Below are 25,127 nucleotides of genomic sequence, written 5' to 3' on the forward strand. Positions count from 1 at the left end.
AACGCGATCGACGCGGAGAAGGTGGTCCTGGTCGCGGAGGTCGACGAGCACCGCGACTTCGAGGCCGAGGGTTGCTCGAGCCTGAAGAACTGGCTGCGTGACCAGCTGCACCTCGACGGCAGACAGGCGGGCCAGCTGGTCCGCTCCAGTCGGACCCTGCGGGACATGCCCGACCTGGAGTCACTGGCCGTCGAGGGTGCCGTCTCCCTGGACCACGTCGACGCGTTCACCTACGCCGCCAAGCACATCGACCCCATGGTCGTCGAGCAGTGCATGAACCCACTGCTCGACCTGGCCACCCACGCGGCACCCACGACCGTGCGTCAAGCCGTCAAGAAGTTGCGCGCCACCGCCCACCCCGACGACCTCGACGAGGCCTGGATCAAGGGCATGGACCAGCACGACCTCAAGGTCTCCGTCGTCGGCGACGGCGTCGCCGTCACCGGGTTCCTGCCCTTCGACACCGGCACCAAGCTCAAGACCGTCCTGCAGTCCCTCTCCGCACCCACCTGCGCCGAGGACGACCGACCCGCCAGCATCCGCCGGGTCACCGCCCTCGACCAGCTCCTCACCGGGATCCTCGACTCTGGTCTGCCCCAGGACAAGGGCGTCCGACCCCACGTCACCCTCACCGCCGACCTCGAAGACCTCGCTCACAACCCCGAGACCGCCACCGCCGAGCTCGCCGGCTTCGGCACCATCGGCCCCACGCAGCTGCAGCAGATGCTCTGCGACAGCGACATCACCCCCATCCTCACCGCCGGCAAGCACACCGTCCTCGACGTCGGCCGCACCCACCGCCTCGCCACACCCCACCAACGAAAAGCCGTCGTCAACCGACAAGGCGGCACCTGCGCCGGACCCGGCTGCCACGGACCCGTCGTCCACGTCCACCACATCACAAGGCGGCACCTGCGCCGGACCCGGCTGCCACGGACCCGTCGTCCACGTCCACCACATCGAGTACTGGTCCGACGGCGGCCCCACCGACCTCGCCAACCTCATCGGGCTCTGTCCGAGATGTCACGCAGCGGTGCACCAGGGGTTCTTCACCATCGACCCCGACACGCACCAGACCCACCGCACCCTGCGCACCCGACGCACCAACGCCCGTCGCACCCGAGCCGGCTGACCTCGACGGCACTCAGCCGGGTGGCACGACGAGAGACGTGTTGCTCGAACGGTGGTGGCGGTGCGCAGCCAGCTCGCCGGGGCTTACTCGATCACCTCGACGTCGAGACGGCCCGCGCGAACGATGATCTTGAAGCTCAGGAAGTCGAGGAGGAACGTCCGCCACCCGTCCCACCGGAGCTCGCACAGCTCGTCGTTCGGGTCGTCGGGGGAGTAGCTCGCCTCGGTCGTCCAGTCGGTCACCACCGCGTCGACGAATCGCACCCGCGTCGACGGGCCGTCGTCCGACGACGGGGGCAGCACCAGCGTCAGGGTCGGGACGGGGACGAAGGTGTAGGCGAAGTGCTCGATGCGGAGGTGGTGGGTGTACGGCTGGCTGCCGTCGGGCAGGAGGTGGTCGGCCGGTCGCCGCTGGCCGCAGCGTCCGCCAGCGACCCTGGTTCCACACCGGTGACCTCGGTGCGGGGGAGCGCGGGCTGTGCTGGACCTGACGAGCGCGGCGCGGGCCAGCCCGCCAGGTCGGGCGGGTAGCCGATCTCACCGCTGGGACCGACCCAGAACCGCAGTGGCGGGACGTACGTCGGGTTTCGGCGGGCCGACCGTCGAGCTCTCCTGGACATGTGTCGACCTCGTTCACGAGATGAGGGCGGGCGACAGACAGCCGCGCGCCGTCCCCTCGGCTGAGGCAACCGACCAGGATGGCCGCGTCCGACGCTTCTTGTCAATGACGGCAGCTGTCCTGCGGCGGTACGCGGTCTTGGCCGTGGCGAGCGTTCGGTCCGGTGGGTGCGACGCAGGCCGGTGAGCCCTAGCCTTCGGTCATGGATCGACTGGGCGTGCAGACGAGTCGCGTCGCACTCCTCGACGGCGACCAGCGTTCGCGACAGGACGAGTCTGCGACGGCAGTCCTGGAGTGGACGATCAACGGAGTTCCTCTCGGGGAGATCGTCGGCGACCCCACCTCGACGACGCCCCTCTACGCTGCGGCGGACGAGGACCAGCGGCGCGAGCTGCTGCTGCGTCTGCGCGGTGACCGCTCCGATCTGCCGACGTTCGTCCCGCGCTTCGAACGCACCCGACTCGACCGGTTGCTCGGGCGTCAGGGGACGCCGTGGGCGCCCTTCGGACCCGCATTCGAGGACGGTCGCGTCGTGCTCCTCGAGTGCCCCTGCGGGGACCTGGACTGCGGCGCGCTGACGACCGAGGTCGTCGTCGGTGACGACGCGGTCGAGTGGCGCGAGATCGGCTGGCAGGTCACGTACGAGCCGTTCGCCGGTTACAACGCCGAGGTCTGGTCCGCCCGCTTCGACCGCTCCCAGTACGTCGCAGTGATCGACGACGTCCTCGCCATGGACTGGTCGCAGGTGCAGTGATTCCGTCCGCGACGTCCGCGGCGCGGGAAGGTGCCCGGCTCGAGCTGGGCGTTGAGCAGGTGCTCGTCGGCGGAGTTCCGCGCCTCGGCGATCGGAGCGGCGAGCGCGGTCGACCGCTCACCTGCCGTCGTGTCGTCGCCGATCAGTACGGCAGTCTCAGGCCACGCTGAGCCATGAGCTCCTCGTACGTGGCTATCCAGTCCCGGACGGTCTCTAGTGCGAAGCTCTCCGGGGCTTCTTCCTCCAAGTCGGAGAGCAAGATCCGCAACGTGTCTCCTTGGATCAACAGTCCGGGAAACTTCCGTCCGAGGTCTCGAGCCAGCTGGACGTTCCCTGCGCGACCCAAGGCCTCGATCTCCATGGAACAACCATCCCGCACTTCCGCGTCGCGCGTTGCGTCGTCGCCGGACGACAGAGCAGGGGCGCTCTCGGTTCGGCCTCGCCGCGCCGGATCCGCTTCGGGCGCGACGAGAACGACGGCATCGGTAGGCCCCGTGGGACTCGAACCCACAACCCGCGGATTAAAAGTCCGCTGCTCTGCCAGTTGAGCTAGAGGCCCTGGCGAGGCCCAGTCTGCCAGCGTCGGGACGGGACGTGGGGCGGGCGCCCCAATCGTGCGAAGCCGGCCCGACAGGTAAGACGGCGCGTTACCCTGGAAGCACCGTCCCCCGGCGGTTCCCCACCCCTGCCAGCAGTGGAGCTTCTCGTGCTCGAGCCCCTCGACGATCGTCTCCGTGACGACGACGTGCTCGACGAGATCGAGCTGACCAGCCGGCTCATCATCGCCGCGTCCGGGCGCGAGACGCCCATGTCGCAGGCGGAGATCGACGCGTTCCTCGGCCTCGACGTCCACTGACCCGTTCTCGGGAGTCCAGCCGATTGACACCCGGTGAACGCCAGCACCTACAGTTGTCTCGGCTTGAACCGACCCGACAGGAGCCTTGGAGTGCGATTCCGCATCCGTCCGGTGGAGACCACCTTCTACGACCTCTTCGCCGAGTCGGCGTCGCACCTGGTCGACGGGGCCAACCTGCTCGCGCAGGTGCTCGACCCCGACGTCGACCGCACCGCCCTCGCCGAGCAGATGCGCGACGCCGAGCACCAGGCCGACGAGACGACCCACAAGATCGTCAAGCGGGTCAACTCCACGTTCGTGACCCCGTTCGACCGTGAGGACATCTACCGCCTCGCGAGCAGCCTCGACGACGTCATGGACTTCATGGAGGAGACCGTCGACCTCATCGGGCTCTACGAGATCAAGGAGCTGCCCGCGCAGTTGGCCGCGCAGGTCGAGGTGCTCCAGCGCGCCTGCCAGCTCACCGCCGAGGCCATGCCGCGCCTGCGCACCATGAAGGACCTCGAGGAGTACTGGATCGAGATCAACCGGCTCGAGAACCAGGGCGACCGCTCCTACCGACGCATCCTCGCCGACCTCTTCGGCGGCGGCTACAAGTCGCTCGAGGTGCTCAAGCTCAAGGACGTCGTCGACTCCCTGGAGCACGCCATCGACGCACTCGAGTCGGTCGCCAACACGGTGGAGCAGATCGCCGTCAAGGAGTCCTGAGCCATGGACCTCGTCCTGGCGATGGTGATCGCCGTCGTCGTCATCGCGCTCGTCTTCGACTACACGAACGGGTTCCACGACGCCGCCAACGCGATCGCCACCTCGATCTCCACGCGCGCCCTCACACCGCGCATCGCGCTGGCCATGGCCGCCGTCCTCAACTTCGTCGGTGCGCTGCTCGGCGTGGGCGTCGCGCAGACCATCCAAGGCATCATCGACATCGACTCCCAGGTGTCGTCGGGCGTGTCCATCGACCGCGCCCACGGCCTGACGATCGTGCTCGCCGCGCTCGTCGGCGCCATCACCTGGAACCTCATCACCTGGTACTTCGGCATCCCGTCGTCGTCGTCGCACGCCCTCATCGGAGGCATCGTCGGTGCCGGTGCGGCGTCGTCGACGACCGTCGACTGGGGCACGCTGGTGGAGAAGGTCGCCATCCCGATGGTCGCCTCGCCGCTCATCGGCTTCGTCGGGGCGTTCGCCCTGATGACCGCCATCATGTGGATCTTCCGGCGCGCCAACCCCGGCAAGGTCAGCCGCGGCTTTCGGCACGCGCAGACCGTCTCCGCCGCGGGCATGTCGCTCGGCCACGGTCTGCAGGACGCGCAGAAGACGATGGGCGTCATCGTCCTCGCCCTGGTCGCCGGCGGGTTCGAAGACGGCTCCGACGTGCCCCTGTGGGTCATCGTCGCCGCCGCCTCCGCCATCGCGGCTGGCACCTACTCCGGCGGCTGGCGCATCATGCGCACCCTCGGCCGTCGCATCATCGACCTCGACCCGCCCCGCGGCTTCGCCGCCGAGGGCGTGGCCGCGACCGTCCTGTACGTCATGGCCATCGGCCTGCACGCCCCCGTCTCGACGACCCACACGATCACCTCGGCGATCATGGGCTCCGGCGCCACCAAGCGGTTCAGCGCCGTCCGGTGGGGCGTGGCCAAGGGCATCGTCACCGCCTGGATCGTCACCATCCCGGCCGCCGCCGGCGTGGCGGCCGCGTTCTACTTCGTCGCCCGCCTCTTCCTCCCCTAGCTGGCGCCCTGTGGAAGATTCCCAGGTCGACCTGGGAATCGGTGATGTGCACGGCTTGCTTTCCGTGCGCGGCTGAGGAAACCGTGCCAAGTGGGAGATTCCCAGGTCGACCTGGGAATCTGCTCCCCCACACGCGACGACGCCCGCTCCCGGGAGGGGGAGCGGGCGTCGTGGGCTTGCGGGGGTCTGGACTCTTCCTAGGTCTCGATATAGCGAGGCGCCTTCGGCGCGCACCACTCGACCTGGCTGACCCGCTCGGGCGCTGAGCGCCCGTCGGGGTCAGCCAAACCGACCCTGGATGTAGGCCTCGGTGGCCTCCTCGTCGGGGTTGGAGAAGATCTTCTCCGTCCGGCCCGACTCGACCAGCTTGCCGGGCTTGCCGACACCGGAGAGGTTGAAGAACGCCGTCTCGTCCGACACCCGCGCAGCCTGCTGCATGTTGTGGGTGACGATGACGATCGTGTACTTCTCCTTGAGCTCGTGGATCAGGTCCTCGATGACGCTCGTCGAGATCGGGTCGAGGGCCGAGCACGGCTCGTCCATGAGCAGCACCTCGGGCTCCACCGAGATGGCCCGCGCGATGCACAGACGCTGCTGCTGACCGCCCGACAGGCCCGAGCCGGGACGCGAGAGACGGTCCTTCACCTCGGCCCACAGGCCGGCACTGCGCAGCGAGCGCTCGACGATCGCGTCGGACTCGGACTTCTTCATCCGCTTGCTGTTCAGCTTCTGGCCCGCGAGGACGTTGTCGTAGATCGACATCGTCGGGAACGGGTTCGGACGCTGGAAGACCATGCCGACCATGCGACGCACGTTCACCGGGTCCATCTCGTCGGCGTAGAGGTCCTCGCCGTCGATCAGCACCTTGCCCTGCACGTGCGCGCCGGGGATGACCTCGTGCATGCGGTTCAGCGACCGCAGGAAGGTCGACTTGCCGCAGCCCGACGGGCCGATGAAGGCGGTCACGGACCGCGCCGGGATGGCGATGTTGACGCCCTCCACGGCGAGGAAGTCGCCGTAGTAGATGTTGAGGTCGGAGACGTCGATGCTCTTGGCCATCGGGGTTTACCTTTCGCCCTTGGGAGAGAAGAAGAAGGACACGAGCCGGGCGACGAGGTTCAGCAGCATGACGATGACGAGCAGCGTGAGCGCGGCGCCCCACCCTCGGTCGATGCTGAACTCCGGGGGGACGCCCGGGAAGCGGATGGAGGTGTAGGCGAACACCGGCAGGGTGGCCATGCGTCCGTCGAACAGGTTGAAGTTCGTGGAGTCCGTGGCGCCGGCGATGATCAGCAGGGGAGCGGTCTCGCCGATCACGCGCGCGATCGCGAGGGTCACACCGGTGACGATACCGGCGAGTGCCGTCGGCACCACGACCTTGGCGATCGTGCGCCACTGGGGCACACCCAGCGCGAGCGACGCCTCGCGCAGCTCGTTCGGCACAAGCTTCAGCATCTCCTCGCTCGAGCGGACGACCACCGGGATCATCAGCACCGAGAGGGCCACCGAGCCGCCGATGCCCATGCGGACGCCCTCGCCGAAGAACAGGACGAACAGGGCGTAGGCGAACAGACCGGCCACGATCGACGGGATGCCGGTCATCACGTCGACGAGGAAGCGGATGCCCTTGGAGACCCGGTTCCCGTCGCCGTACTCGACGATGTAGATCGCCGTGAACAGGCCGATCGGGACGCTGATCAGGGTCGCGGCCCCGGTGATCAGCAGGGTGCCCATGATCGCGTGGTAGATGCCGCCGCCCTCGCCGACGACGTTGCGCATCGAGAAGGTCAGGAACTCGCCCGACATCACCGACAGGCCGCGCGAGAAGACGGTCCAGATGATGCTGCCGAGCGGGATGAGCGCGAGGCCGAACGCCGAGTAGACGAGCAGCGTGACGAGCCGGTCGGTCGCCTTGCGGGAGCCCTCGACGACGCGCGACCAGATCGGCAGCGCGAACGTGAGCAGCCAGCCCAGCAGCACACCGCGGACGATGCCGAGGCTGCTCAGGGCACCCAGCACCGCGACGGTGGCGGCGATGCCCGGCTCCCGAGAAGTCCTTGCGCCGGTCGACGATCGCGCGGGCGGCGAAGTTGACGGCGAAGGTGATGACGAACAGGACGAGGCCGGAGGCGATCAGCGCGTTGACCGTGAGTCCGCTGGCCTCGGGGAAGCTGAGCGCGATGTTGGACGCGATGGTGTTCGGGTTGGTCGAGCTGATGAGGTTCGGGGTGACGACCAGCGCGGGCGACAGCACCATGGCGACGGCCATGGTCTCGCCCAGCGCGCGGCCGAGACCCAGCATGGACGCCGAGACGATGCCCGAGCGTGCGTAGGGGAAGACGGCCATGCGGACCATCTCCCAGCGGGTCGCGCCGAGCGCGAGCGCGGCCTCCTGGTGCAGGCGCGGCGTCTGCAGGAAGATCTCGCGGCAGATGGCGGTCACGATCGGCAGGACCATGATCGCGAGCACGATGCCGGCGGTGAGGATCGTGCTGCCGGTGGCCGACGGCGGGCCCGCGAACAGCGGGATGAAGCCCAGGTTCTCGAACAGCCAGCGGTAGAACGGCACGATCGTCGGCGCGAGGAAGATGATGCCCCAGGCGCCGTAGACGACGCTGGGCACGGCCGCGAGCAGGTCGATCACGTACCCGAAGACCGCGCTGAGCCGACGCGGCGAGAAGTGGGAGATGAACAGCGCCACCCCGATCGCCACGGGGACGGCCAGCACGAGCGCGATGACGGCCGCGAGGAGCGTGCCGTAGATCAGGGGGCCGACGTACGCGGGGAACGAGAGCCCGCTCTTCACCTCGTCGGCCGAGGCGGTGACGCCGGGGATGCCCTCGGCCGTCAGGAAGATGGCGACGCCCGCGAGCGTCAGCAGGATGACGAGGGCGGCGCCGAAGGAGATGCCGAAGAACACTCGGTCGCCGGGGCGCGTCGGGGTTCGGCGGGCCTTGGCGGGCTCGGGGGCGAGCTGCGAGGTCACGACGGTCCTTCCCAGTGCTTGGAGGGGTGGTGGTGGAGCAGGTCCGGTCCCCGCCCCTGCCCTCGAAGGGACAGGCGGCGGGGACCGGATCCGATCAGCTGGCGGCCTTGATGGCCTTGACGGCCTCGGCGACCTTGCCCGAGAACTCCGACGTCAGCGGGGCGGAGCCGGCCTTGTCGGCGGCCTCCTTCTGACCCTCCTCGCTGGTGACGTACTCGAGCCAGCCCTTGACGAGGTCGGCCTTGGCGGCGTCGTCGTAGGACTCACAACCGATCATGTACGACACGAGGACGATCGGGTAGACCCCGGACTCCTCCGTCTTGCGGTCGATGTCGAGCGCGATGTCGGTGGCGTCGCGGCCCTCGACCTGCGTGGCGGTGTCGAGCACCTTGGCGGCGGCCTCGGGGGTGACCTCGGTGTACTCGTCGCCGACCTTCACCTTGGCCTTGTCGAGGTCGCCGGCCTGCGACTCGTCGGCGTAGCCGATCGTGCCGGAGCCGTTGGTGACGGACTGGACGACGCCCGACGTGCCCTGGGCGGCCTCGCCACCCTTGATCGGCCAGGTCTCGACCTCGCCGCCGGTCCACGAGCCACCGGAGGCGGCGTCGAGGTAGGCGGTGAAGTTCTTCGTGGTGCCCGAGTCGTCCGAGCGGTGCACCGGCGTGATGTCGGTGTCCGGGAGCGTGGCGTCGGGGTTGTCGGCCTTGATGGCCGCGTCGTTCCACTTGGTGATCTTGCCCTCGAAGATGCCGCCGATGGTGGCGGGGGAGAGCTGCAGGTCGTCGACGCCGTCGAGGTTGTAGATGACCGCGATCGGGCTGACGTAGGTGGGGACCTCGACGACCGGACCGTTGCAACGCTCCTTGGCCTGCGCGAGCTCGTCGTCGTCCAGGTAGGCGTCGGAGCCGGCGAAGTCGACACCGCCGGCGATGAACTGCTCGCGGCCCGCGCCGGAGCCGGCCGGGTCGTAGTTGACGGTCACGTCGCTGTTGGCGGTCTGGAACGCGGCGGTCCAGGCGTCGACGGCGGCCTCCTGCGAGCTGGCGCCGGCGCCGTTGAGGGTGCCGGAGAGCGAGGAGTCGGAGCCGGAGCCCGAGCCGCCCTCGTTGGACGCGCCGCAGGCGGAGAGTCCGAGAGCGAGGGTGAGGGCGAGCGCCGCGGGGGCGGCGACGCGCAGCGTGGTGCGGTTCACAGGGGGTGTCCCTTCGATGATCACAGGCTTCTGTCGTCGGCGACGCTAAGGAGCAGAGGTGTATCGGGGGTCCTCCGTGGGTGAACGCAGGGTGAACGACGAGCGAAGGATGGGCTCCCGTCGCAGGTCAGCGGGGTGATGCAGGTCTCCCCAACGGTTCATCTGCGACGACCACGCCTCGACGCAGATGCAGCACCACGCCCTCGCCCGGAGCCAGCTCCGGAGCGTCCAGCCCGAGGGCCTCGAAGACCCACGGCAGGGTCGGCCGGTGTCCGCAGACGACGGCCGGCGACTTCTCCGCGAGCACGTCGGCGACCGCGCGACGCACGTCGTCCTCGGTCGTCTCCTCCGACAGCCGGGCGTCGTGCCGCAGCTCGAGACCGTGGTGCTCGGCGTAGGGCGCGACGGTGTCGACGCAGCGTCGCGCCGGGCTCGACACGACCCGGCGCACGCCATAGGCCTCGAGCAGCGGCACGAGGGCGTCGGCCCGGCCACGACCGCTCGGCGTGAGGGGACGCAGCAGGTCGTCGCGACGCCAGTGCTCACGCGCCTTCGCCTTCCCGTGACGCACCACCACGAGCGTGCGGGTCCGGTGCGCCTTCACGTCACGCAGGGCCAGGAACGCGTCGAGGAGGTCGAGGTCGTGCTCGTAGCTGAGCAGCCTGCGGGCGTCGCCCGGGCGCACCCAGCGCAGGTCGTCGATCTCGCGGTTCGGCGTGAAGGGCGTCGCGGTCTCGCCGACCACGCGGGCCGCCCAGTAGCTCACCCGCTTCGGGCCGCCGGCCACGCGGTAGCGGGTGTCGGGGAGCGGGTGGCCGAGCCGGACGAGCTGGGCGGTCTCCTCCGCCACCTCGCGCACGGCGGTGGCGACGAGGTCCTCGCCCGGGTCCGGCTTGCCCTTGGGGAAGGTCCAGTCGTCATAGCGCGGACGGTGGACGAGGAGCACCTCGACGCCCCGCTTCCCCGACGAGCCCGGACGCGGCGCGCAGCGCCTCCAGGTGACGGCTCCGGCGGCGGTCAGCGGACGTTCACGTGCCATGCCTCGTATTGTTCACGTCCTAGGTGTCCGGACGGTGACGGGCCGATGCGCGAGGAGGTGTGCGGTGCTCCGACGGGTGCGCGACCCGCTGGTCGCGGTCGTGGTGCTGGCCGTCGTGATCGCCGCGGGCTGGTGGGTCTCGGGCACCGCCCGGGCGGAGGTGCGCAGCCCGCTCGCTGCCGCCCTCGCTGCCGCCCCTGCGGGCACGACCGTGCTCGGCCTCACCGACTGGCAGCGCATCCGCGACGTCGGCTCGGACGACCCCGGCGCGCGCGACCTCACCACCCGGTCGGTGCTCGACGACCTCGGCGACGCCGTCCCGAACGCGCTCGGCTGGTCGAGCGACGACGTGGCGTGGGAGGCGTACGTGCAGGACCCGACGGCTGCGGGCGTGCTCGTCGTCGCGCCAGGTCCGGACCTGTCCTGGAGCCGGCTCGAGGCGGGCTTCCGGCGCGCCGGCTTCGCCGACGCGGGCGGCGGGCGCTGGACCGCGTCGGCGGAGGTGCTGGGGACGACCGGGTTGGGCGACCAGCTCGCCGACGTGCGGCTCCTGCGGCGCGCCGGGCTGCTGGTCGCGGGGTCGGACTCCGCCGCGGTCGAGAAGGTCGTCCGTGCCGCGACGGGTCGCGCGCCCGCACTGACGTCGGTGCGTCGCGCTGTCGACACGGCCGCGCCGCTGGCGGACGCCGACACGGTGCTGCTGCAGGCCGGCTCGCTCGGGTGCGAGGACGCGGCCGTCCCGGCCGAGTCGGCGGACCAGGCGGAGGCCGCCCAGGCGCGCGCCGGACGGCTCGCCGGCTACGTCTACAGCCCGTGCGCGTCGTCAGGCGCCGGTGCGCGAACGGCTCGCCACGGGTCCGTTCGTCGGACGCTCCGGCCAGGTCGAGGACGAGCTGCGCGACCCGGAGGTCGCGGTCGACCAGGCCACCGTGAGCCTGTCCTTCGACCGCTCCGCCGACGGCACCGTCCTCATGCTCGGCACCGGCGCCCTCCTCTTCGCCGCCTGCTGACGACCAGCAGAACCCTCCGCTGGTCGAGTAGACGACGCTGCGACGAAGGAGCTGGCGGTGGCGTATCGAGACCACTCCAAGCGTTCGCTGGGGGTCGGCTCGCGCTGGGCCGTTGCCGGGTGGTCTCGATACGCAGGGACTTCGCACGCTCGTCCCTGCTACTCGACCAGCGGAACCCTCCGCTGGTCGAGTGCCTCCACGAGCGCCAGCGAGGGGAGGTGTATCGAGACCACTCTGGGCGTTCGCTGGGAGCCGGCTCGCGCTGGGCCGTTGCCGGGTGGTCTCGATACGCGGCACGGCGCTCCTTCGTCGCGCGTGCCGCTACTCGACCAGCGGTGGGTTCCGCTGGTCGAGTAGTCGCCTCCGCCGAGGGACGAGACGTGAGGTGACGTATCGAGACCACCCCACGCAGACGCTGGGGGTCGGGTGACGCGGTGCTGTCAGGAGAGGCGGCTGCGGCGCTTCCTCGCGCGGGCGATGAGCTCGGCCTGGACGTCGCGGCCCGAGGGGTGGCGGGTCCAGGTGCCGTCGGCGCCGAGGTGCCAGGAGCTGGTCTCGTCGTCGGCCATGCGCTCGAGCAGGTCGCCGAGCACCTGCGTGTGCTCCTCGCTCGGCACCCGCACCAGCACCTCGACGCGACGGTCGAGGTTGCGGTGCATCAGGTCGGCCGACCCGATCCAGGCCTCCGGCTCGCCTCCGCCGCCGAACCAGTACACGCGGCTGTGCTCGAGGAAGCGACCGAGGACGCTGCGGACCTCGATGTTCTCGCTCAGCCCCGGCACGCCCGGACGCAGGGTGCAGATCCCGCGGATGACCAGGCGCACGGGCACGCCCGCGCGCGACGCCTCGTACAGCCCGTCGATGACGGCCTCGTCGACGAGCGAGTTCACCTTGAACGCGATCCCTGCGGGTCGGCCGGCGCGGTGATGGGCGATCTCCTGGTGGATGCGCTCGAGCAGACCCTCGCGCAGGCCCGACGGCGCCACCATGAGGCTCCGGTAGTCGCCCTGCTGCGCGAACCCGGACAGCGAGTTGAACAGCTCGAGCAGGTCGTTCGTGATGTCCGGGTCGCTCGTGAGGAGCCCGAAGTCCTCGTACAGGCGGGCCGTCTTCGGGTTGTAGTTGCCGGTGCCGAGGTGGGCGTAGCGGCGCAGGCCGTCGGGCTCCGCGCGGACGACCAGCGCCAGCTTGCAGTGCGTCTTCAGGCCGACGAGGCCGTACACGACGTGGCAGCCGGCGCGCTCGAGCTTGCGGGCCCAGCGGATGTTGGCCTGCTCGTCGAAGCGCGCCTTGATCTCGACCAGCACGAGCACCTGCTTGCCGGCGCGGGCGGCGTCGACGAGCGAGTCGATGATGGGCGAGTCGCCCGACGTGCGGTAGAGGGTCTGCTTGATCGCGAGCACGTGCGGGTCGGCGGCGGCCTGCTCGATGAACCTCTGCACGCTGGTGGCGAACGAGTCGTACGGGTGGTGCACGAGGACGTCGCGCCGACGCAGCGTGCCGAACAGGTCGGCCGGGCTGGCGGTCTCGACCTCGGCCAGGTGCTCGTGGGTGCCGGGCACGAACGGGTCGAACTTGAGCTCCGGACGGTCCAGGTCGGCGATCTCGCCGAGGCTGCGCAGGTCGAGCGGACCCTGCAGGCGGAAGACCTCGCCGTGGCGGATGCCGAGCTCGGTGACGAGCAGGTCGAGCACCTCCTCGTCGATCGACTCCTCGACCTCCAGGCGCACCGGCGGGCCGAAGCGACGGCGCAGCAGCTCCTTCTCGAGCGCCTTGAGGAGGTTCTCCGCGTCGTCCTCCTCGACCTCGAGGTCCTCGTTGCGGGTCACGCGGAAGACGTGGTGGGCGACGATCTCCATGCCCGGGAACAGCAGGTCGAGGTGCGCGGCGATGACGTCCTCGAGGGGCACGTGGCGGCCGGCGCTCGTGACCATCCAGCGGTCGATGATCGGCGGCACCTTCACCCGCGCGAAGTGCTGCTTGCCGGTCTCGGGGTTGCGCAGGACGAGGGCGAGGTTCAGCGATAGGCCCGAGATGTACGGGAACGGGTGGGCGGGGTCGACGGCCAGCGGGGTGAGCACCGGGAAGACGCGCTCGCGGTAGGTGGCGGCGACCTCCTCGCGCTCCTGCGCGTCGAGGTCGTCCCAGCGGACGAGGTGGATGCCGGCGTCGGCGAGCGCGGGCACGACGTCGTCGACGAAGGTCCGCGCCTGCTCGACCATCAGACGGTGGCTGGCCTCGAGGCTGTTGGCGAGCACGTCCTTGGGGTGGAAGCCGCTCGCGGACGGCACCGCCACGCCGGCCGCGATGCGGCGCTTGAGGCCGGCGATGCGGACCATGAAGAACTCGTCGAGGTTGCTGCCGAAGATCGACAGGAACCGCACCCGCTCGAGCAGCGGTAGGTGGGGGTCCTGGGCGAGCTCCAGCACGCGGGCGTTGAACGCGATCCACGACAGCTCCCGGTCGAGGAACCGGTCGGCCGGCAGCGCGTCGTCGACGGGCTCGTACGGCGGGTCGACGTCGAACTCGTCGGGCGACGAGGGGTTCTCGACCGCAGGCAGGTCCAGATCGGTGGTGTCCACGCGGACATTGTGGCAAGACGACGTGAACGTCGTCTGAACGACGCAGCTGTCCGTCTCGCAGGGCGTGGCAGACGGGGTCGCCGCGTTGCGTGGCGAAGCGCCCCGTCGGGGGCGGTGGCGCGCTATGTTGCGCGCATGGTGACGACGTCGGACCTGCTGGCGCTGGTGCAGGCCAAGGGTGCCCAGGCCCTCTTCTCCCTCCCGACCCCGGCCGTCCGGCGGCTCGCCGGCCGACCGGTCGAGGTCGACGGGCGCACGCTCGACCCCGAGATGCAGCTGCTGCTGCGGGTGATGGGTCTCAACGGTCCGGCGGTGGAGACGCTGTCGATCACCCGCGGCCGTCGCGTGTACACCGAGGCGTTCCGGATGCTGGGCGGTCGTCAGCCCGTCGGCGCGGTCACCGACCGCACGATCGACGGGCCGGAGGGTCCGGTCGGCCTGCGCTTCTACACGCCGCGCGGGCTCAGCGGCCGGTCGCCGGCGCTCGTCTACCTGCACGGCGGCGGCTGGGTCTACGGCGACCTGGACGCGTACGACGCCGTGTGCTCCTTCCTCGCCGAGGAGGCGCAGGTGCGGGTCGTCTCGGTCGACTACCGGCTGGCTCCCGAGGCGCAGTTCCCTGCCGGGTTCGACGACGTCTGGGCGGCGTGGCGGTGGGTCACCGAGCACGCGCCGGGCCTCGGCATCGAGCCGGGCGCGATCGCGATCGGCGGCGACAGCGCCGGAGGCAACCTGTCGGCGCTCGTCGCGCAGCACGCGGCCCGGTCCGACGACGTCGTCGCGCCCGCGTTCCAGCTGCTGATCTACCCGGCCACCGACTTCGTCGAGGAGCGGCCCAGCCGGACCCGTCTCGGCGAGGGCTTCCTGCTCACCAAGGCGTTCATGGACCTGTGCGAGGAGAACTACCTCGCGGGCGACGAGGACCGCGCCGACGACCGGCTCTCACCGCTGCGTCAGGACGCGCACGGCGTGGCGCCCGCCTACGTCGTGACCGCCGGCTTCGACCCGCTGCGCGACGAGGGCACGGCCTACGCCGAGCACCTGCGCGCGGCGGGCGTGCAGGTCGAGCACGTGGAGGAGAGCGGGCTCATCCACGGCTTCGCCAACATGGTCGGCATCGGGCGCTCGGCGCCGCGCGCCATGCGTCGCGCTGCGGCGGCCCTGCAGCGCGGGCTCAGCTAGCCGAGGGCCGCGCGTAGAGCACGTCGCGCGCCCGCTCGACGAAGCCGAGCCTGCGGTACACCGCGAGCGCGGGGCCGTTGTCGCCCTCGACGTAGAGGTCGACGACGTCCACGCCCGAATCGGCCAGGTGTCGCAGCCCGCGGGCGGTGAGCGCCGTGCCGAGCCCGCCGCCGTGGTGGTCGGGATCGACGCCGACGACGTACACCTCGCCGACCGGCGGCTCGCCCCCGGCGGGGGCGGTCCATCGCACCCTGCTCCGGGTGGTGGGCGAAGGCGCGACCGTTGACGCGGACGACGGCGTCGGCGTCGTCGGGCCGGAACGTGCGGATGGTGGTGCCGGCGGGGACCTGCTCGACGACCGGCTCGCCGCCCTCGCGGCGCAGCACGAGCAGGGTGCGGACCGGCTCGAGCCCGAGCGACGACGCGAGCGCCTGCGCCGCGGGCAGGTCTCCGTGCGCCCAGAACCGGTGCTCCCCGGCGTCGAGCAGCTCGCTCACGAGGGCGCGACCGCGACCTTGGCGCCGGTGGTCGGGGTGCACCGCGAGCTCCACCGGAGCGTCGCCCACGGCGACGGCGGCTGCGACGCCACCGTCGAGCACCCGGTCGACGCGCAGCGGGTCACCGGCGCCGACGGCGAGGCGGGTGGCCTCGTTGAACGGCTCCACCCCGTCGGTCTGGTGGGCGGCGTGGTTCAGGGCCAGCAGCTCGTGGTCGTCCGCGGGCTCCTCGCCGGCGGTGGCGGGGGCTGCCGGGGTGGAGGTCGTGGGCTCGGTCTCGCCGCGCTGGGACTCGGCGAGCGCGACGCCGATCGCGAGGAACGCGCCGGCCCAGACAGGGTTGCCGGTGACGAACGTGAACAGGACGCCGACGACCGTCCAGACGAGCACCATGCCGCCGTACCGACGGTCGCGAGAGTTCTTCACCCGCCCCAGCCTAGGCGTGGGTCGAGGGGAGACCGTTCGCGCCGCGGGCGTCGAGCAGCCCGCGCAGCTGGTGGCCGACCTCCGCCGCGACCGCACGCGCCAGGGCCTCGGGCGAGTCGTCCTCCGGCTCGGGCACGACGTGGTGCACGGTGCCGGTCTCCTGCAGGTCGAGGGCCGAGACGCGCTGCTGCTGCGCCATCTGCGGTGCGTGGTCGACGTCGCCGTGCACGATCGCGCTGGCCCCCTCGGGCGGCAGCGGCGACAGCCACGCGTTCTCGGTGGCGACCACGACGTCGGCGGGCAGCAGGGCGAGGGCCCCGCCTCCGCTGCCCTGGCCGAGGAGCACGGACACCGACGGCACCTCCAGCGTCGACATCGCGGCGATGCAGCGGGCGATCTCGCCGGCGATCGCCCCCTCCTCAGCGCCGGGCGACAGCTCCGCGCCCGGGGTGTCGATCAGGGAGACGAGCGGCAGGCCCAGCTCGGCGGCCAGGCGCATGCCGCGCCGCGCCTCGCGCAGCGCCGCCGGGCCCATCGGGTTGGCCGGGGTCTGGGTGGTGCGGTCCTGCCCGACCACCACGCACGGCACGCCGTCGAGCCTGGCGAACGCCACCAGCATCGCGGTGTCGCGCTCGCCCTCCTCGGTGCCCTGGAGCCGCACGGTGGCGTCGCTGCCGTGGCGCAGCACGTCGCGCGCGCCCACCCGCGGCTCGGCGCGGGTGATCTCGATCGACTCCCACGTGCCGTGACGCCGCGGCGTGCCCGGCTCGACGCCCGGACGTCGGGTGCGGGTCGCGTCGGTGACGGGGTCGACGAGCAGGCCGAGCGCACGGTCGACGACGGACGGCAGCTCCTCGTGCAGCACGACGGAGTCGACGATGCCGCGTCGGGCGAGGTTCTCGCTGACCTGGACCCCGGACGGGAACGGTCGCCCCTCCAGCAGCTCGTAGACCTTCGGCCCCAAGAACCCCACGAGAGCGCCGGGCTCGGCCACCGTGATGTGGCCCAGCGACCCCCACGACGCGAACACGCCGCCCGTGGTCGGGTGCCGCAGGTGCACGAGGTACGGCAGGCCGGCGGCGCGGTGGTCCATGATCGCGCGGGAGATGTCGACCATGTGCACGAACGCGGGCGTGCCCTCCTGCATGCGCGTGCCACCCGAGGCGGTCGAGGCGAGCAGCGGCAGGCCCTCGGCCGTGGCACGCCGGACGGCCGAGACGATGCGCTGTGCCGCGGCACGACCGATCGAGCCGGCGAGGAACCCGAACTCGTTGAGGACGAACGCGACCGGGCGGCCGCGGACGAGACCGCGACCGGTGATGATCGACTCGTCGCAGCCCGAGCGCTGTGCCGCCTTCTCGACGGCCGCACGGTAGTCCGGTGAGTATCCGGACACGTCGATCGGCTGGTCCCAGGACTCGTAGGTGCCCTCGTCGAGGACCAGCGCGACCAGGTCCAGCGCGCTGATGCGGTCCATCCGGCGTCCGCTACGCGCGGGCGCCCGGCCCGGGCACCGACGTGCTGCGGCGCGCGGCCGGCTCGTCGGCTGCTGCCTGACCGACCGTCAGGGCGACGGCCTGTCGATGATCTACAGCTTCTTCGATGCCGCCCATCCGCTGCGCGAGGGGCTGGGCACCTTCATCATCGCAGACCATATCCGCCGCGCGTCCAAGGCGGGGCTGCCTTACGTCTATCTGGGCTATTGGATCGAAGGATCGGCCCGCATGGCGTATAAGGCGCGCTTCCGCCCGCTGGAAAAGCTGGGCCCGGAAGGCTGGACGCGGTGCGAGCCCGTGGCGTCCGATCGCATTGCCGCGATGTTCGAGATCGCCTGACCGACCAAGACGCGTCTTTAGCGCTTCAATATCATGTTCGCCGACCGCGGTGCGCGCGTCGCCGGTCGACCTTTTCCCGCATTGACCTTTTCCCGCATTCAGGGGCATAGCTAACCTTCCAGGACATAAGTCCGGGTCGCATCCGTAAATTGATCGCCAAATGGGGCCGGCGAGAGGGGGAAGGGATGCTGGTGCGCATGGTCATCTGCAGCGACGGCGACGGGCGCGACGACGGGTCGCGGAGCGATCGCGCATGAGCGACGCGGTCAAGGTCGCGGTCATCGGATCGGGGCCCGCCGGCCTGAGCGCCGCGGCGCGCGCGGCGCAGCTCGGGCTGGCGCATGTGCTGCTGGAAAAGACCGACCATCTTTCGGATACGATCTTCAAATATCAGAAGGGCAAGCGCGTCCTTGCGACGCCCGAACGGCTCGATTTGCGGTCCGACTGCCGCTTCGCCGAGGGGGCGCGCGAGACGATCCTGGGCAATTGGGATCAGGATGCCGCGAACAACGGGGTCAATGTCGCCTATCAGGCCGAGGTCGTCGAGGTATCGGGGCAGAAGGGCGCCTTTTCGATCAAGACCGCCAAGGGCACGGTGATCGCGGCAGAAAATATCGTCCTCGCCATCGGCACGCAGGGCAATCCCAATCGCCTGCGCTGCGACGGATATGATCTGCCGCACATCATCTATCAGGTCGACGATCCCGAGGATTTCAAGAACCAGCATATTACGGTCGTCGGATCGGGCGATGCGGGGATCGAGAATGCGCTCGGCGTTGCCGAGGAAGCGCTGGAAAACACCGTCACCATTCTGAACCGGTCGAAGGATTTCGCGCGCGCCAAGGCGAAGAATGTCTCCGACATGATGGAGGCGGGCGAGAACGGCTTTCTGTCGATCCGCACCGAAACGCAACCCAAGCTGGTCGAACCCGGTTGGCTGACGCTGGAAACGCCGAATGGCGACGAGCGGATCGAATGCGACGTGATCGTCGCGCGGCTGGGGTCGGTTGCGCCGCGCGGCTTTGTCGAATCGATGGGAATCGAATTCACCGGCCCGGACCGCGAAGCCTTTCCAAAATTGTCCCCGACCTTTGAATCGACGGTGCCCGGCATCTTCGTGATCGGCGCACTCGCGGGCTATCCGCTGATCAAGCATTGCATGAACCAGGGCTATGACGTCGTCGAGTTCATCAACGGCAACAGCGCGCTGACCCCGGCCGACGAAAAGGATCTGGCGGCGATCTTTGCCGATTTGCCGCAGAAGAAATCGGTCAGCGAATGGCTCGACTATCTGCGCACGCGGGTCCGCATCTTCGCCGATGTGTCGCCGCTGCAGATGCGCGAATTCATGCTCGATTCGAAGGTCGCCTTCTATCGCCGCGGCGAGGTGGTGTTCGAAAAGGGCGAGCCGGGATCGTCGCTGTTTGCGATCGCCGACGGTCATGCCGAGGTGGAAGTGGCGCCCGGCGTCACGGTGCCGATCGAACAGGGGTCGATCTTCGGCGAGGTCGGGCTGATCTCGGGCCGCAAGCGCGGCGCGACGATCCGCGCCGGCGAGGACAGCATCTTCGTCGAGGTGTCGCGCACCGCCGCGCTCAAGCTGATGGCTGCAGTGCCGGGGGCGAAGCGCGTCATCAACCGCATCTCGCTCGAACGCCAGTTGCTGCAAATCTTCAAGGGCGGCCTGATCGTCGATGATCTGCAGGAGGTCGTCGACCAGGCTGAGGTCGTGCGCGTGCCCGCGGGCAAGGTGGTCGTGACCGAAGGCGAGCAGGGCGACGATGTCTATGTCATCCGGTCAGGCTCGATGGTCGTCGAAAAGGATATCGGCGGCAAGCCGATCTTCCTACGCTATCTGCCCGCTGGCAGCTATTTCGGCGAGATGGGCGTGCTCAGCGGCGAGCCGCGCAATGCGACGGTCAAGGCCGCGGTCGGCAGCGAGGTCATCAAGCTGACCGGCGAAAGCTTTCGCAAGATGCTCGCCGCGCGGCCGCAGGTGCGCGCCGCCACCGAGGCGGCGGTCGCCGAACGCGCGGCGATGAACGCCTTCATCGAATCGCGCAAGGCGAGCTATTCGAGCGCGGTCGACCTTTATTCGGACACCGCCAGCTTCATCATGAAGGAGGGGCTGGGCGAGGCGACCGATGCGCTGCTGATCGACGAAAATCTGTGCGTCGGCTGCGACAATTGCGAAAAGGCGTGCGCCGACAGCCACGAGGGACTGTCGCGGCTCGACCGCGAGGCGGGCAAGACCTTCGCGCATCTGCATGTGCCGACAAGCTGCCGTCACTGCGAACATCCGCATTGCATGGCCGACTGCCCGCCGAACGTGATCCACCGTGGCCCCGACGGCGAGGTATTCATGGAACCGGGCTGCATCGGCTGCGGCAACTGTATGCGCAACTGTCCCTATGGCGTGATCCGCATGGAGGCCGCGCCGCCGCCGAAGCCGGGGCTGCTTAGCTGGCTGCTCTTCGGCAAGGGGCCGGGGCCGGGCGAACCGTCGCCCAAATGGACCAAGAAAAAGCTCGGCGACGAAAAGCCCAAGAAAATCGCGGTGAAGTGCGACATGTGCAAGGGCATTGCGGGCGGGCCGGCCTGCGTTCGCGCCTGTCCGACGGGTGCCGCGATCCGCGTGTCGCCCGAGGAGTTTCTGTCGATCGCGCGGCTCGAGGAGGATGCGGGCTGATGGCGAGTCTGTTTCCCAGAAGGCTTTTGGGCCGCCGCAACCGGGGCACCCAGACCGAACGCGTCCGCGAGCGCAAGCATGAGGGCTTTCTGCGCTACGCCAATTTCCGCTGGGCAAAGATTTCGGGCGGCCTCTGCCTGCTCGTCATCACCTCCTATGCGCTGATCGATGTGACGCCGCGGCCCAATGGCGGAAGCTGGTACGGCTATACGCTCGGCACCATCGGTGCGCTGCTGATCCTCTGGCTCACCGCGCTCGGCTATCGCAAGCGCAAGATGACGCGCGACGCCTGGTCGCTGAAGGCGTGGACGTCGGCGCATGTCTATCTGGGTCTGAGCCTGGTCGTCATCGGCACCTGGCACACGGGTTTCCAGCTCGGCTGGAACGTCCACACGCTCGCCTGGGCGCTGATGATGCTGGTCATCCTGTCGGGGCTTTATGGCGTGATCGTCTATGCGACGCTGCCCGCCGCTCTATCGAACAATCGCGACGAGATGACGCAGATGCAGATGCTGGAGGCGATCCGCGCCTTCGACCGCCAGTTGCACGCCGCCGCGCAGCCGCTGTCGCCGGAGGACACGGCGCCGGTGCTCGCCTCGCTCGACGAAGATCCCTTTGCGGGAGGTATCAGGGCGCGTCTTTCCGGGCGCTATCCGAAGGACGCGACGGCGGCGGCGCTGCGCGCGCTGTCGCTCTCGCACGGGGGCAACGCCGACGCGCGGCAGAAGGTCATCGGACTGCTTTCGCAGAAGGAGGCTGCGCTGGCCCGCCTGCGCGCCCACCTGCGCATCCGGGCGATGCTGGAAATCTGGCTCTATGTGCATGTGCCGCTGACCTTCGCGCTGATCGCGGCGCTGTCGGCACATATCATCAGCGTCTTCTTTTACTGGTGAGGCGGGCATCATGAGCTTCATCCTGCGCCGCATCTCGACGACCAAGACGGGCAAGCAGATCGTTCGCGATCAGCCGCTGCCGGGCACCAGCATCACGCTGGGCCGCGACGGCGGCAACACGATCCACGTCGCCGATCTGGCGGTGAACCCGCAGCATGCGACGATCAGCAGCGCCGACGGCCGCCATGTGCGGGTGCAGGCGAGCGAGGGGCTGGGGTTCGACCTCAACGGCCGGACGCTCGACACCGCCGACATCGACAGCGCGGCGGGGGCCGAGCTGCGCTTTGGCGGCCACCGGCTGACAATCGCGCGCGAAGGGGAGAATATCATCCTTCTCGGTAATGCCGGGGCGCCGCATGGGCGCCTGGGCCTTTGCGCTGGTCGTGCTGCTCGCCTTTCTGGTCGGGCCGATCTGGGCCTGGCACAGCTATCGCAGCGTCGATGTCCGGCCGCAGGGCTATCATGCCGACAAGGCGTGGCTGTCGGGGCCGCTGTCGAGCGCGCACGCCAGCCTGAAGAATGATTGCCAGGCCTGCCATGTCGATGCCTTCGTCGCAGTAACCGACAAGGCGTGCGTCGGATGCCACACGGGCGAGCATAAGGCGATGAGCGCGAGCCATGCCGATGCCTCGACCGCGATGCTGCTCGCCGCACGGCACCCGCCGGGTGTCGGCGAGAAAGTCCTCGCGGGCTTCGCCAAGGCGTTCAACAAGCCGCAGGGGCGCTGCGTCGAATGCCATACCGAACATGAAGGCGCGGGGCCGATGCCGCCGACGCCGCAGAAATTCTGCGCCGATTGTCACGATGGCATGGCTTCGCGGCTCAAGGCGGCGGGGTTCAAGGTCGATGTCGCCGATGCCGGCGATTTTGGCACCGCGCATCCCGAATTCCGCCCGCTCGTCCGCGCGGCGCCGGGCGCCAAGCTGGCGCGGGCGATGCCCGGCACGGGGCCTCTGGTCGATTATGACGGCCTGAAATTTCCGCATGACATCCATCTCGCCGCGAACGGCGGGGTGGCGCGGATGGCGGCAAGTTTCCGCGGCCAATATGATTTCGGCAAGAAGCTCGAATGTCAGAATTGCCACCGCCCCGACGCCGACGGGGTGCGGATCAAACCCGTCGTGATGGAACGCGACTGTGCGATGTGCCACAGCTTGGCCTTCGAAACCGTCGGCGGCGTCACCCGCACGCTGCGCCATGGCGAGCCCGATCAGGTGGTGGCGGACCTATACGCCTATTATCGCTCGACCCCGCCGAGCCGGCCGCTGCAACTCGGCGGCATGGAACGGCGGCGACCCGGCCAATATGCCGAGGGTCAGCTTTACAATATCTATTTCCGCGAGGTCGCGGTGCGGCCCAATCGCGCCGCCGATGCGGTGCGCGCGGTCTTTTCCAAGGGCGGGGCCTGTTACGACTGCCACACGATTTTCGCGCCCGCATCGGGCAACAATTGGCGGGTGATGGCGGTGAATCAGACCCCGCGCTATCTGGAAAAGGGCTGGTTCGATCACGATGCGCACAAGGCTACGAAATGCGCCGACTGCCACGCCGCCGCGCCGGGTTCGAAGGCGGCCAGCGACCTGCTGGTGCCGGGGCTGCGCCAGTGCCGCGACTGCCATGTGGGCGAGGGCGGCGCGCGGCTGGTGAAGGTCGAGACCGCGACCGAATCGCCGTGCGCCATGTGCCACGAATATCATTCGGACGGCGGCAAACCCTGGATGCCCGCCCGTCAGCGGAAGGTTAACAGCGCGGCAATCACGCATAAACCTCTGGCTGCTATCTATGATGTGAGCCTGATCACAGGCACCGAGGGGCGGGGCCTTTATGATGTGACGTGGCGCACACCTTCCTTGCACGGGGCAAGGCGGGGCGGGTGAGATATTGAAGGCCGCCAGAGGCCCAGCAGGGGACGGATATGCTGATCGCCCAGATCACCGATATCCATATCGGGTTCGATCCGGACAATCCGGCCGAATATAACCGCAAGCGGCTCGACGATGTGCTCGACGTGCTCATCGAGGGCCCGAACCGGCCCGACCTGTTGCTCGCGACCGGCGATATCACCGATCGCGGCGATGCCGACAGCTATCGCCGGCTCGCCACCGCCTTTTCGCGCTGCCCCTTTCCGGTCTGGCCGAGCGTCGGCAACCATGATTTGCGCGACAATTTCCACGCGCAGTTTCCGGGCTTCGACGACGGCAATGGTTTCGTGCAATATGCGATCGAATTGCCCGACGTGCGGCTGGTCACGATCGACACGCTGGAGGAAGGGCGCCACGGCGGCGCCTTTTGCGACGCGCGCGCCGCATGGCTCGACGCCGAGCTCGCGCGCGATACGACCAAGCCGACCTATATCGTCATGCACCATCCGCCGGTCGAGAGCGGCATCGAGTGGATGAACACCCATCCCGACGAACCGTGGGTGCATCGCTTCACCGATGTCGTGCGCGGCCATCCCCATGTCCGCGGCCTGATCTGCGGCCATTTGCATCGCAGCGTTACCGTTGCGTGGGAGGGGCGGACGGTCGCGATCTGTTCGTCGACCGCGCCGCAAGTGTCGCTCGACCTGCGCCCGATCGACGAAAATCATCCCGACGACCGCCCGATGATCGTGGCCGAGGATCCGGCCTATGCGCTCCATCGCTGGAACGGCCGCGAGCTCGTCAGCTTTTACGACCATGCCGGCGCGCACACGATGCTCGCCAAATATGACGCGCGGTTGCAACCGCTGGTGCGCGAACTGAAGGCCGAGCGGCCGGTTTAGACGAGCCCGGCAAGGGCAAGCACGCCTTCGATGCCGCGGCTGGTGATCGCCGGTTCGACGCCCAGCGGTTCGGCGGGGACGCCGAAGCGGTTGACCCAGGCGGTGCGATAGCCGAACCAGGTCGCGCCCACCGCATCCCACCCGCCGAATGCCGCAAAGCCGATCTGTTCGCGCGGAATGTCCCACGCATCGAGCGCCATGGCATAGGCCTTGGGCGACGGTTTGAAAGCGCTCACGCGGTCGGTGCTGAGCGGCGCGTCGAAATAATGGGCGATGTCATTGCGCCGCATGTTGGCGGTGAGCGAGTCGGCGCCGAGGTTAGACAGAAAGGCAAGGCGAATTCCCGCGCCGCGCAGCGTTTCGAGCGCCGGACGAACATCGGGCCAGACGTCGAGCGCGTCGTAAGCGCCGACAAGCGCCGCGCGTTCGGCGTCGCTCAGCGTTACCTGCATCGCTGCGGCGGTGTGCCGCAGCGCCGCGTCGGCGGTCGTGCGGAAATCGCGGTAACGGCCGGCGGCGGTTTCGAGCCAGCTATAGCCGAACAGCTTGGCCGACCATTGGGCCGAGAAGGCCTCTCCCTTGTCACCCACGATGGCTTTGACGCGCGCCGCAACGCCGCGCGGATCGAATATCGGAAAACCGTCGAAGCCGATCGCGCGGATCGGCGCGGCCGCGGCGGCGCGCGCGGGAAGCGCCGCGGCGACGGTCGAAGCCGCGGCGCCGATCAGCAAGGTGCGGCGAGGAAGAACGGGGAGCATGGCAATCCTTTGCACGATGGGAGAGATTTCTTCCCATTCGCGCGAAAGGATCGAAAGGTGACGGTGCGGGCGATCAATAACCCAGGGTCAGGTCGACCTGCGGTTCGACGGTTTCGCCCCTGTGCCACCGGTCCAGATTTTCGAGGAAGCGCTGGGACGAGCGGACGAACATCTTGT

The 25,127-nt window shown here is 69.4% G+C and carries 21 protein-coding genes, 1 tRNA gene and 4 pseudogenes; 13 read left to right on the top strand and 13 right to left on the bottom strand.

Annotation, left to right across the window (positions count from 1 at the left end; translation table 11 throughout):
* Nucleotides 1–21: 21 nt before the first annotated feature.
* Nucleotides 22–780 (top strand): annotated as a pseudogene (locus A6Q79_RS18695) (DUF222 domain-containing protein); the annotation flags it as partial.
* Nucleotides 781–952: 172 nt separating this feature from the next.
* Nucleotides 953–1,030, top strand: a pseudogene (locus A6Q79_RS18700) (HNH endonuclease); the annotation flags it as partial.
* A 185-nt stretch (nt 1,031–1,215) separates the two neighbouring features.
* Here A6Q79_RS18700 and A6Q79_RS14025 read toward each other — a convergent pair.
* Complete coding sequence (locus A6Q79_RS14025; protein WP_286690564.1) at nt 1,216–1,434, bottom strand: hypothetical protein; 219 nt, start codon at nt 1,432–1,434, stop codon at nt 1,216–1,218.
* A gap of 518 nt (nt 1,435–1,952) precedes the next feature.
* Here A6Q79_RS14025 and A6Q79_RS14030 point away from each other — a divergent pair.
* Nucleotides 1,953–2,504: a hypothetical protein gene (locus A6Q79_RS14030; protein ID WP_286690563.1), complete on the top strand. Its 552-nt coding sequence runs from the start codon at nt 1,953–1,955 to the stop codon at nt 2,502–2,504.
* A gap of 142 nt (nt 2,505–2,646) precedes the next feature.
* Here the strand turns inward: A6Q79_RS14030 and A6Q79_RS14035 are convergent, their stop codons facing one another.
* Complete coding sequence (locus A6Q79_RS14035) at nt 2,647–2,865, bottom strand: hypothetical protein (RefSeq protein ID WP_067860145.1); 219 nt, start codon at nt 2,863–2,865, stop codon at nt 2,647–2,649.
* Between the two features lie 125 nt (nt 2,866–2,990).
* Nucleotides 2,991–3,063 (bottom strand) — tRNA-Lys (locus A6Q79_RS14040).
* 147 nt (nt 3,064–3,210) lie between these two features.
* On the opposite strand from A6Q79_RS14040, the gene A6Q79_RS14045 reads away from it, so the two are divergent.
* The 3 genes from A6Q79_RS14045 to A6Q79_RS14055 all read left to right on the top strand — a co-directional run bounded on the left by A6Q79_RS14045 (nt 3,211) and on the right by A6Q79_RS14055 (nt 5,097).
* Nucleotides 3,211–3,360, top strand: a complete 150-nt coding sequence (locus tag A6Q79_RS14045; protein ID WP_169795973.1) for a hypothetical protein — start codon at nt 3,211–3,213, stop codon at nt 3,358–3,360.
* 90 nt (nt 3,361–3,450) lie between these two features.
* A complete protein-coding gene (locus tag A6Q79_RS14050; RefSeq protein ID WP_286690562.1) occupies nt 3,451–4,068 on the top strand; it encodes a DUF47 domain-containing protein in 618 nt (205 codons plus the stop codon).
* 3 nt (nt 4,069–4,071) lie between these two features.
* Nucleotides 4,072–5,097 (top strand): inorganic phosphate transporter, encoded by a 1,026-nt coding sequence (locus tag A6Q79_RS14055; RefSeq protein ID WP_286690561.1) that lies wholly within the window; start codon nt 4,072–4,074, stop codon nt 5,095–5,097.
* A 279-nt stretch (nt 5,098–5,376) separates the two neighbouring features.
* Here A6Q79_RS14055 and pstB read toward each other — a convergent pair whose 3' ends face one another.
* The 5 genes and pseudogenes from pstB to A6Q79_RS14080 all read right to left on the bottom strand — a co-directional run bounded on the left by pstB (nt 5,377) and on the right by A6Q79_RS14080 (nt 10,314).
* Nucleotides 5,377–6,156 carry a phosphate ABC transporter ATP-binding protein PstB gene (pstB, locus tag A6Q79_RS14060; protein ID WP_067860139.1) on the bottom strand — a complete coding sequence of 260 codons (780 nt, stop codon included), beginning with the start codon at nt 6,154–6,156 and terminating at the stop codon, nt 5,377–5,379.
* A 6-nt stretch (nt 6,157–6,162) separates the two neighbouring features.
* On the bottom strand, nt 6,163–7,116 hold the full coding sequence (pstA, locus tag A6Q79_RS14065; protein ID WP_317698644.1) for a phosphate ABC transporter permease PstA: 954 nt from the start codon (nt 7,114–7,116) through the stop codon (nt 6,163–6,165).
* A 100-nt stretch (nt 7,117–7,216) separates the two neighbouring features.
* A pseudogene (pstC, locus tag A6Q79_RS14070) lies at nt 7,217–8,083 on the bottom strand (phosphate ABC transporter permease subunit PstC); the annotation flags it as partial.
* A 94-nt stretch (nt 8,084–8,177) separates the two neighbouring features.
* Nucleotides 8,178–9,275: a phosphate ABC transporter substrate-binding protein PstS gene (gene pstS, locus A6Q79_RS14075; RefSeq protein WP_067860133.1), complete on the bottom strand. Its 1,098-nt coding sequence runs from the start codon at nt 9,273–9,275 to the stop codon at nt 8,178–8,180.
* Nucleotides 9,276–9,402: 127 nt separating this feature from the next.
* Nucleotides 9,403–10,314 (bottom strand): NUDIX hydrolase, encoded by a 912-nt coding sequence (locus A6Q79_RS14080; RefSeq protein ID WP_286690560.1) that lies wholly within the window; start codon nt 10,312–10,314, stop codon nt 9,403–9,405.
* Between the two features lie 833 nt (nt 10,315–11,147).
* Between A6Q79_RS14080 and A6Q79_RS14085 the strand changes: the two genes are divergently transcribed.
* Nucleotides 11,148–11,324: a hypothetical protein gene (locus tag A6Q79_RS14085; RefSeq protein ID WP_317698645.1), complete on the top strand. Its 177-nt coding sequence runs from the start codon at nt 11,148–11,150 to the stop codon at nt 11,322–11,324.
* Between the two features lie 440 nt (nt 11,325–11,764).
* Here the strand turns inward: A6Q79_RS14085 and A6Q79_RS14090 are convergent, their stop codons facing one another.
* Nucleotides 11,765–13,885 carry an RNA degradosome polyphosphate kinase gene (locus tag A6Q79_RS14090; RefSeq protein ID WP_286690566.1) on the bottom strand — a complete coding sequence of 707 codons (2,121 nt, stop codon included), beginning with the start codon at nt 13,883–13,885 and terminating at the stop codon, nt 11,765–11,767.
* A gap of 156 nt (nt 13,886–14,041) precedes the next feature.
* On the opposite strand from A6Q79_RS14090, the gene A6Q79_RS14095 reads away from it, so the two are divergent.
* Nucleotides 14,042–15,088 (top strand): alpha/beta hydrolase, encoded by a 1,047-nt coding sequence (locus A6Q79_RS14095; protein WP_286690558.1) that lies wholly within the window; start codon nt 14,042–14,044, stop codon nt 15,086–15,088.
* On the opposite strand, the gene A6Q79_RS14100 is transcribed toward A6Q79_RS14095, so the two are convergent.
* The 3 genes and pseudogenes from A6Q79_RS14100 to A6Q79_RS14105 form a co-directional block, all read right to left on the bottom strand.
* Nucleotides 15,081–15,338: a GNAT family N-acetyltransferase gene (locus tag A6Q79_RS14100; protein WP_317698646.1), complete on the bottom strand. Its 258-nt coding sequence runs from the start codon at nt 15,336–15,338 to the stop codon at nt 15,081–15,083. The genes A6Q79_RS14095 and A6Q79_RS14100 overlap by 8 nt on opposite strands.
* Nucleotides 15,339–15,570: 232 nt before the next feature.
* A pseudogene (locus A6Q79_RS18705) lies at nt 15,571–15,978 on the bottom strand (hypothetical protein); the annotation flags it as partial.
* A gap of 43 nt (nt 15,979–16,021) precedes the next feature.
* On the bottom strand, nt 16,022–17,488 hold the full coding sequence (locus A6Q79_RS14105; RefSeq protein WP_067860125.1) for a carboxyl transferase domain-containing protein: 1,467 nt from the start codon (nt 17,486–17,488) through the stop codon (nt 16,022–16,024).
* Between A6Q79_RS14105 and A6Q79_RS14110 the strand changes: the two genes are divergently transcribed.
* The 5 genes from A6Q79_RS14110 (at nt 17,478) to A6Q79_RS14135 (ending at nt 24,192) form a co-directional block, all read left to right on the top strand.
* Nucleotides 17,478–17,846, top strand: coding sequence for a hypothetical protein (locus tag A6Q79_RS14110; protein ID WP_317698647.1), 369 nt, complete (start codon nt 17,478–17,480; stop codon nt 17,844–17,846). The genes A6Q79_RS14105 and A6Q79_RS14110 overlap by 11 nt on opposite strands.
* 253 nt (nt 17,847–18,099) lie before the next feature.
* Entirely contained in the window at nt 18,100–20,535 is a 2,436-nt protein-coding gene (locus A6Q79_RS14115; protein ID WP_317698648.1) for a cyclic nucleotide-binding domain-containing protein, read from the top strand.
* Complete coding sequence (locus A6Q79_RS14120; protein ID WP_288986096.1) at nt 20,535–21,428, top strand: hypothetical protein; 894 nt, start codon at nt 20,535–20,537, stop codon at nt 21,426–21,428. The genes A6Q79_RS14115 and A6Q79_RS14120 overlap by 1 nt, the downstream gene beginning before the upstream one ends.
* A 356-nt stretch (nt 21,429–21,784) precedes the next feature.
* A complete protein-coding gene (locus A6Q79_RS14130; protein ID WP_369038011.1) occupies nt 21,785–23,305 on the top strand; it encodes a hypothetical protein in 1,521 nt (506 codons plus the stop codon).
* A gap of 38 nt (nt 23,306–23,343) precedes the next feature.
* Entirely contained in the window at nt 23,344–24,192 is an 849-nt protein-coding gene (locus A6Q79_RS14135; RefSeq protein ID WP_288986093.1) for a metallophosphoesterase, read from the top strand.
* Here the strand turns inward: A6Q79_RS14135 and A6Q79_RS14140 are convergent.
* Entirely contained in the window at nt 24,189–24,950 is a 762-nt protein-coding gene (locus A6Q79_RS14140; RefSeq protein WP_288986091.1) for a haloacid dehalogenase type II, read from the bottom strand. The genes A6Q79_RS14135 and A6Q79_RS14140 overlap by 4 nt on opposite strands.
* Nucleotides 24,951–25,127: the final 177 nt, after the last annotated feature.

This window comes from Aeromicrobium sp. REDSEA-S32_B7, assembly GCF_001626145.1.
GTDB classification, from domain to species: Bacteria; Actinomycetota; Actinomycetes; order Propionibacteriales; family Nocardioidaceae; genus Aeromicrobium; species Aeromicrobium erythreum.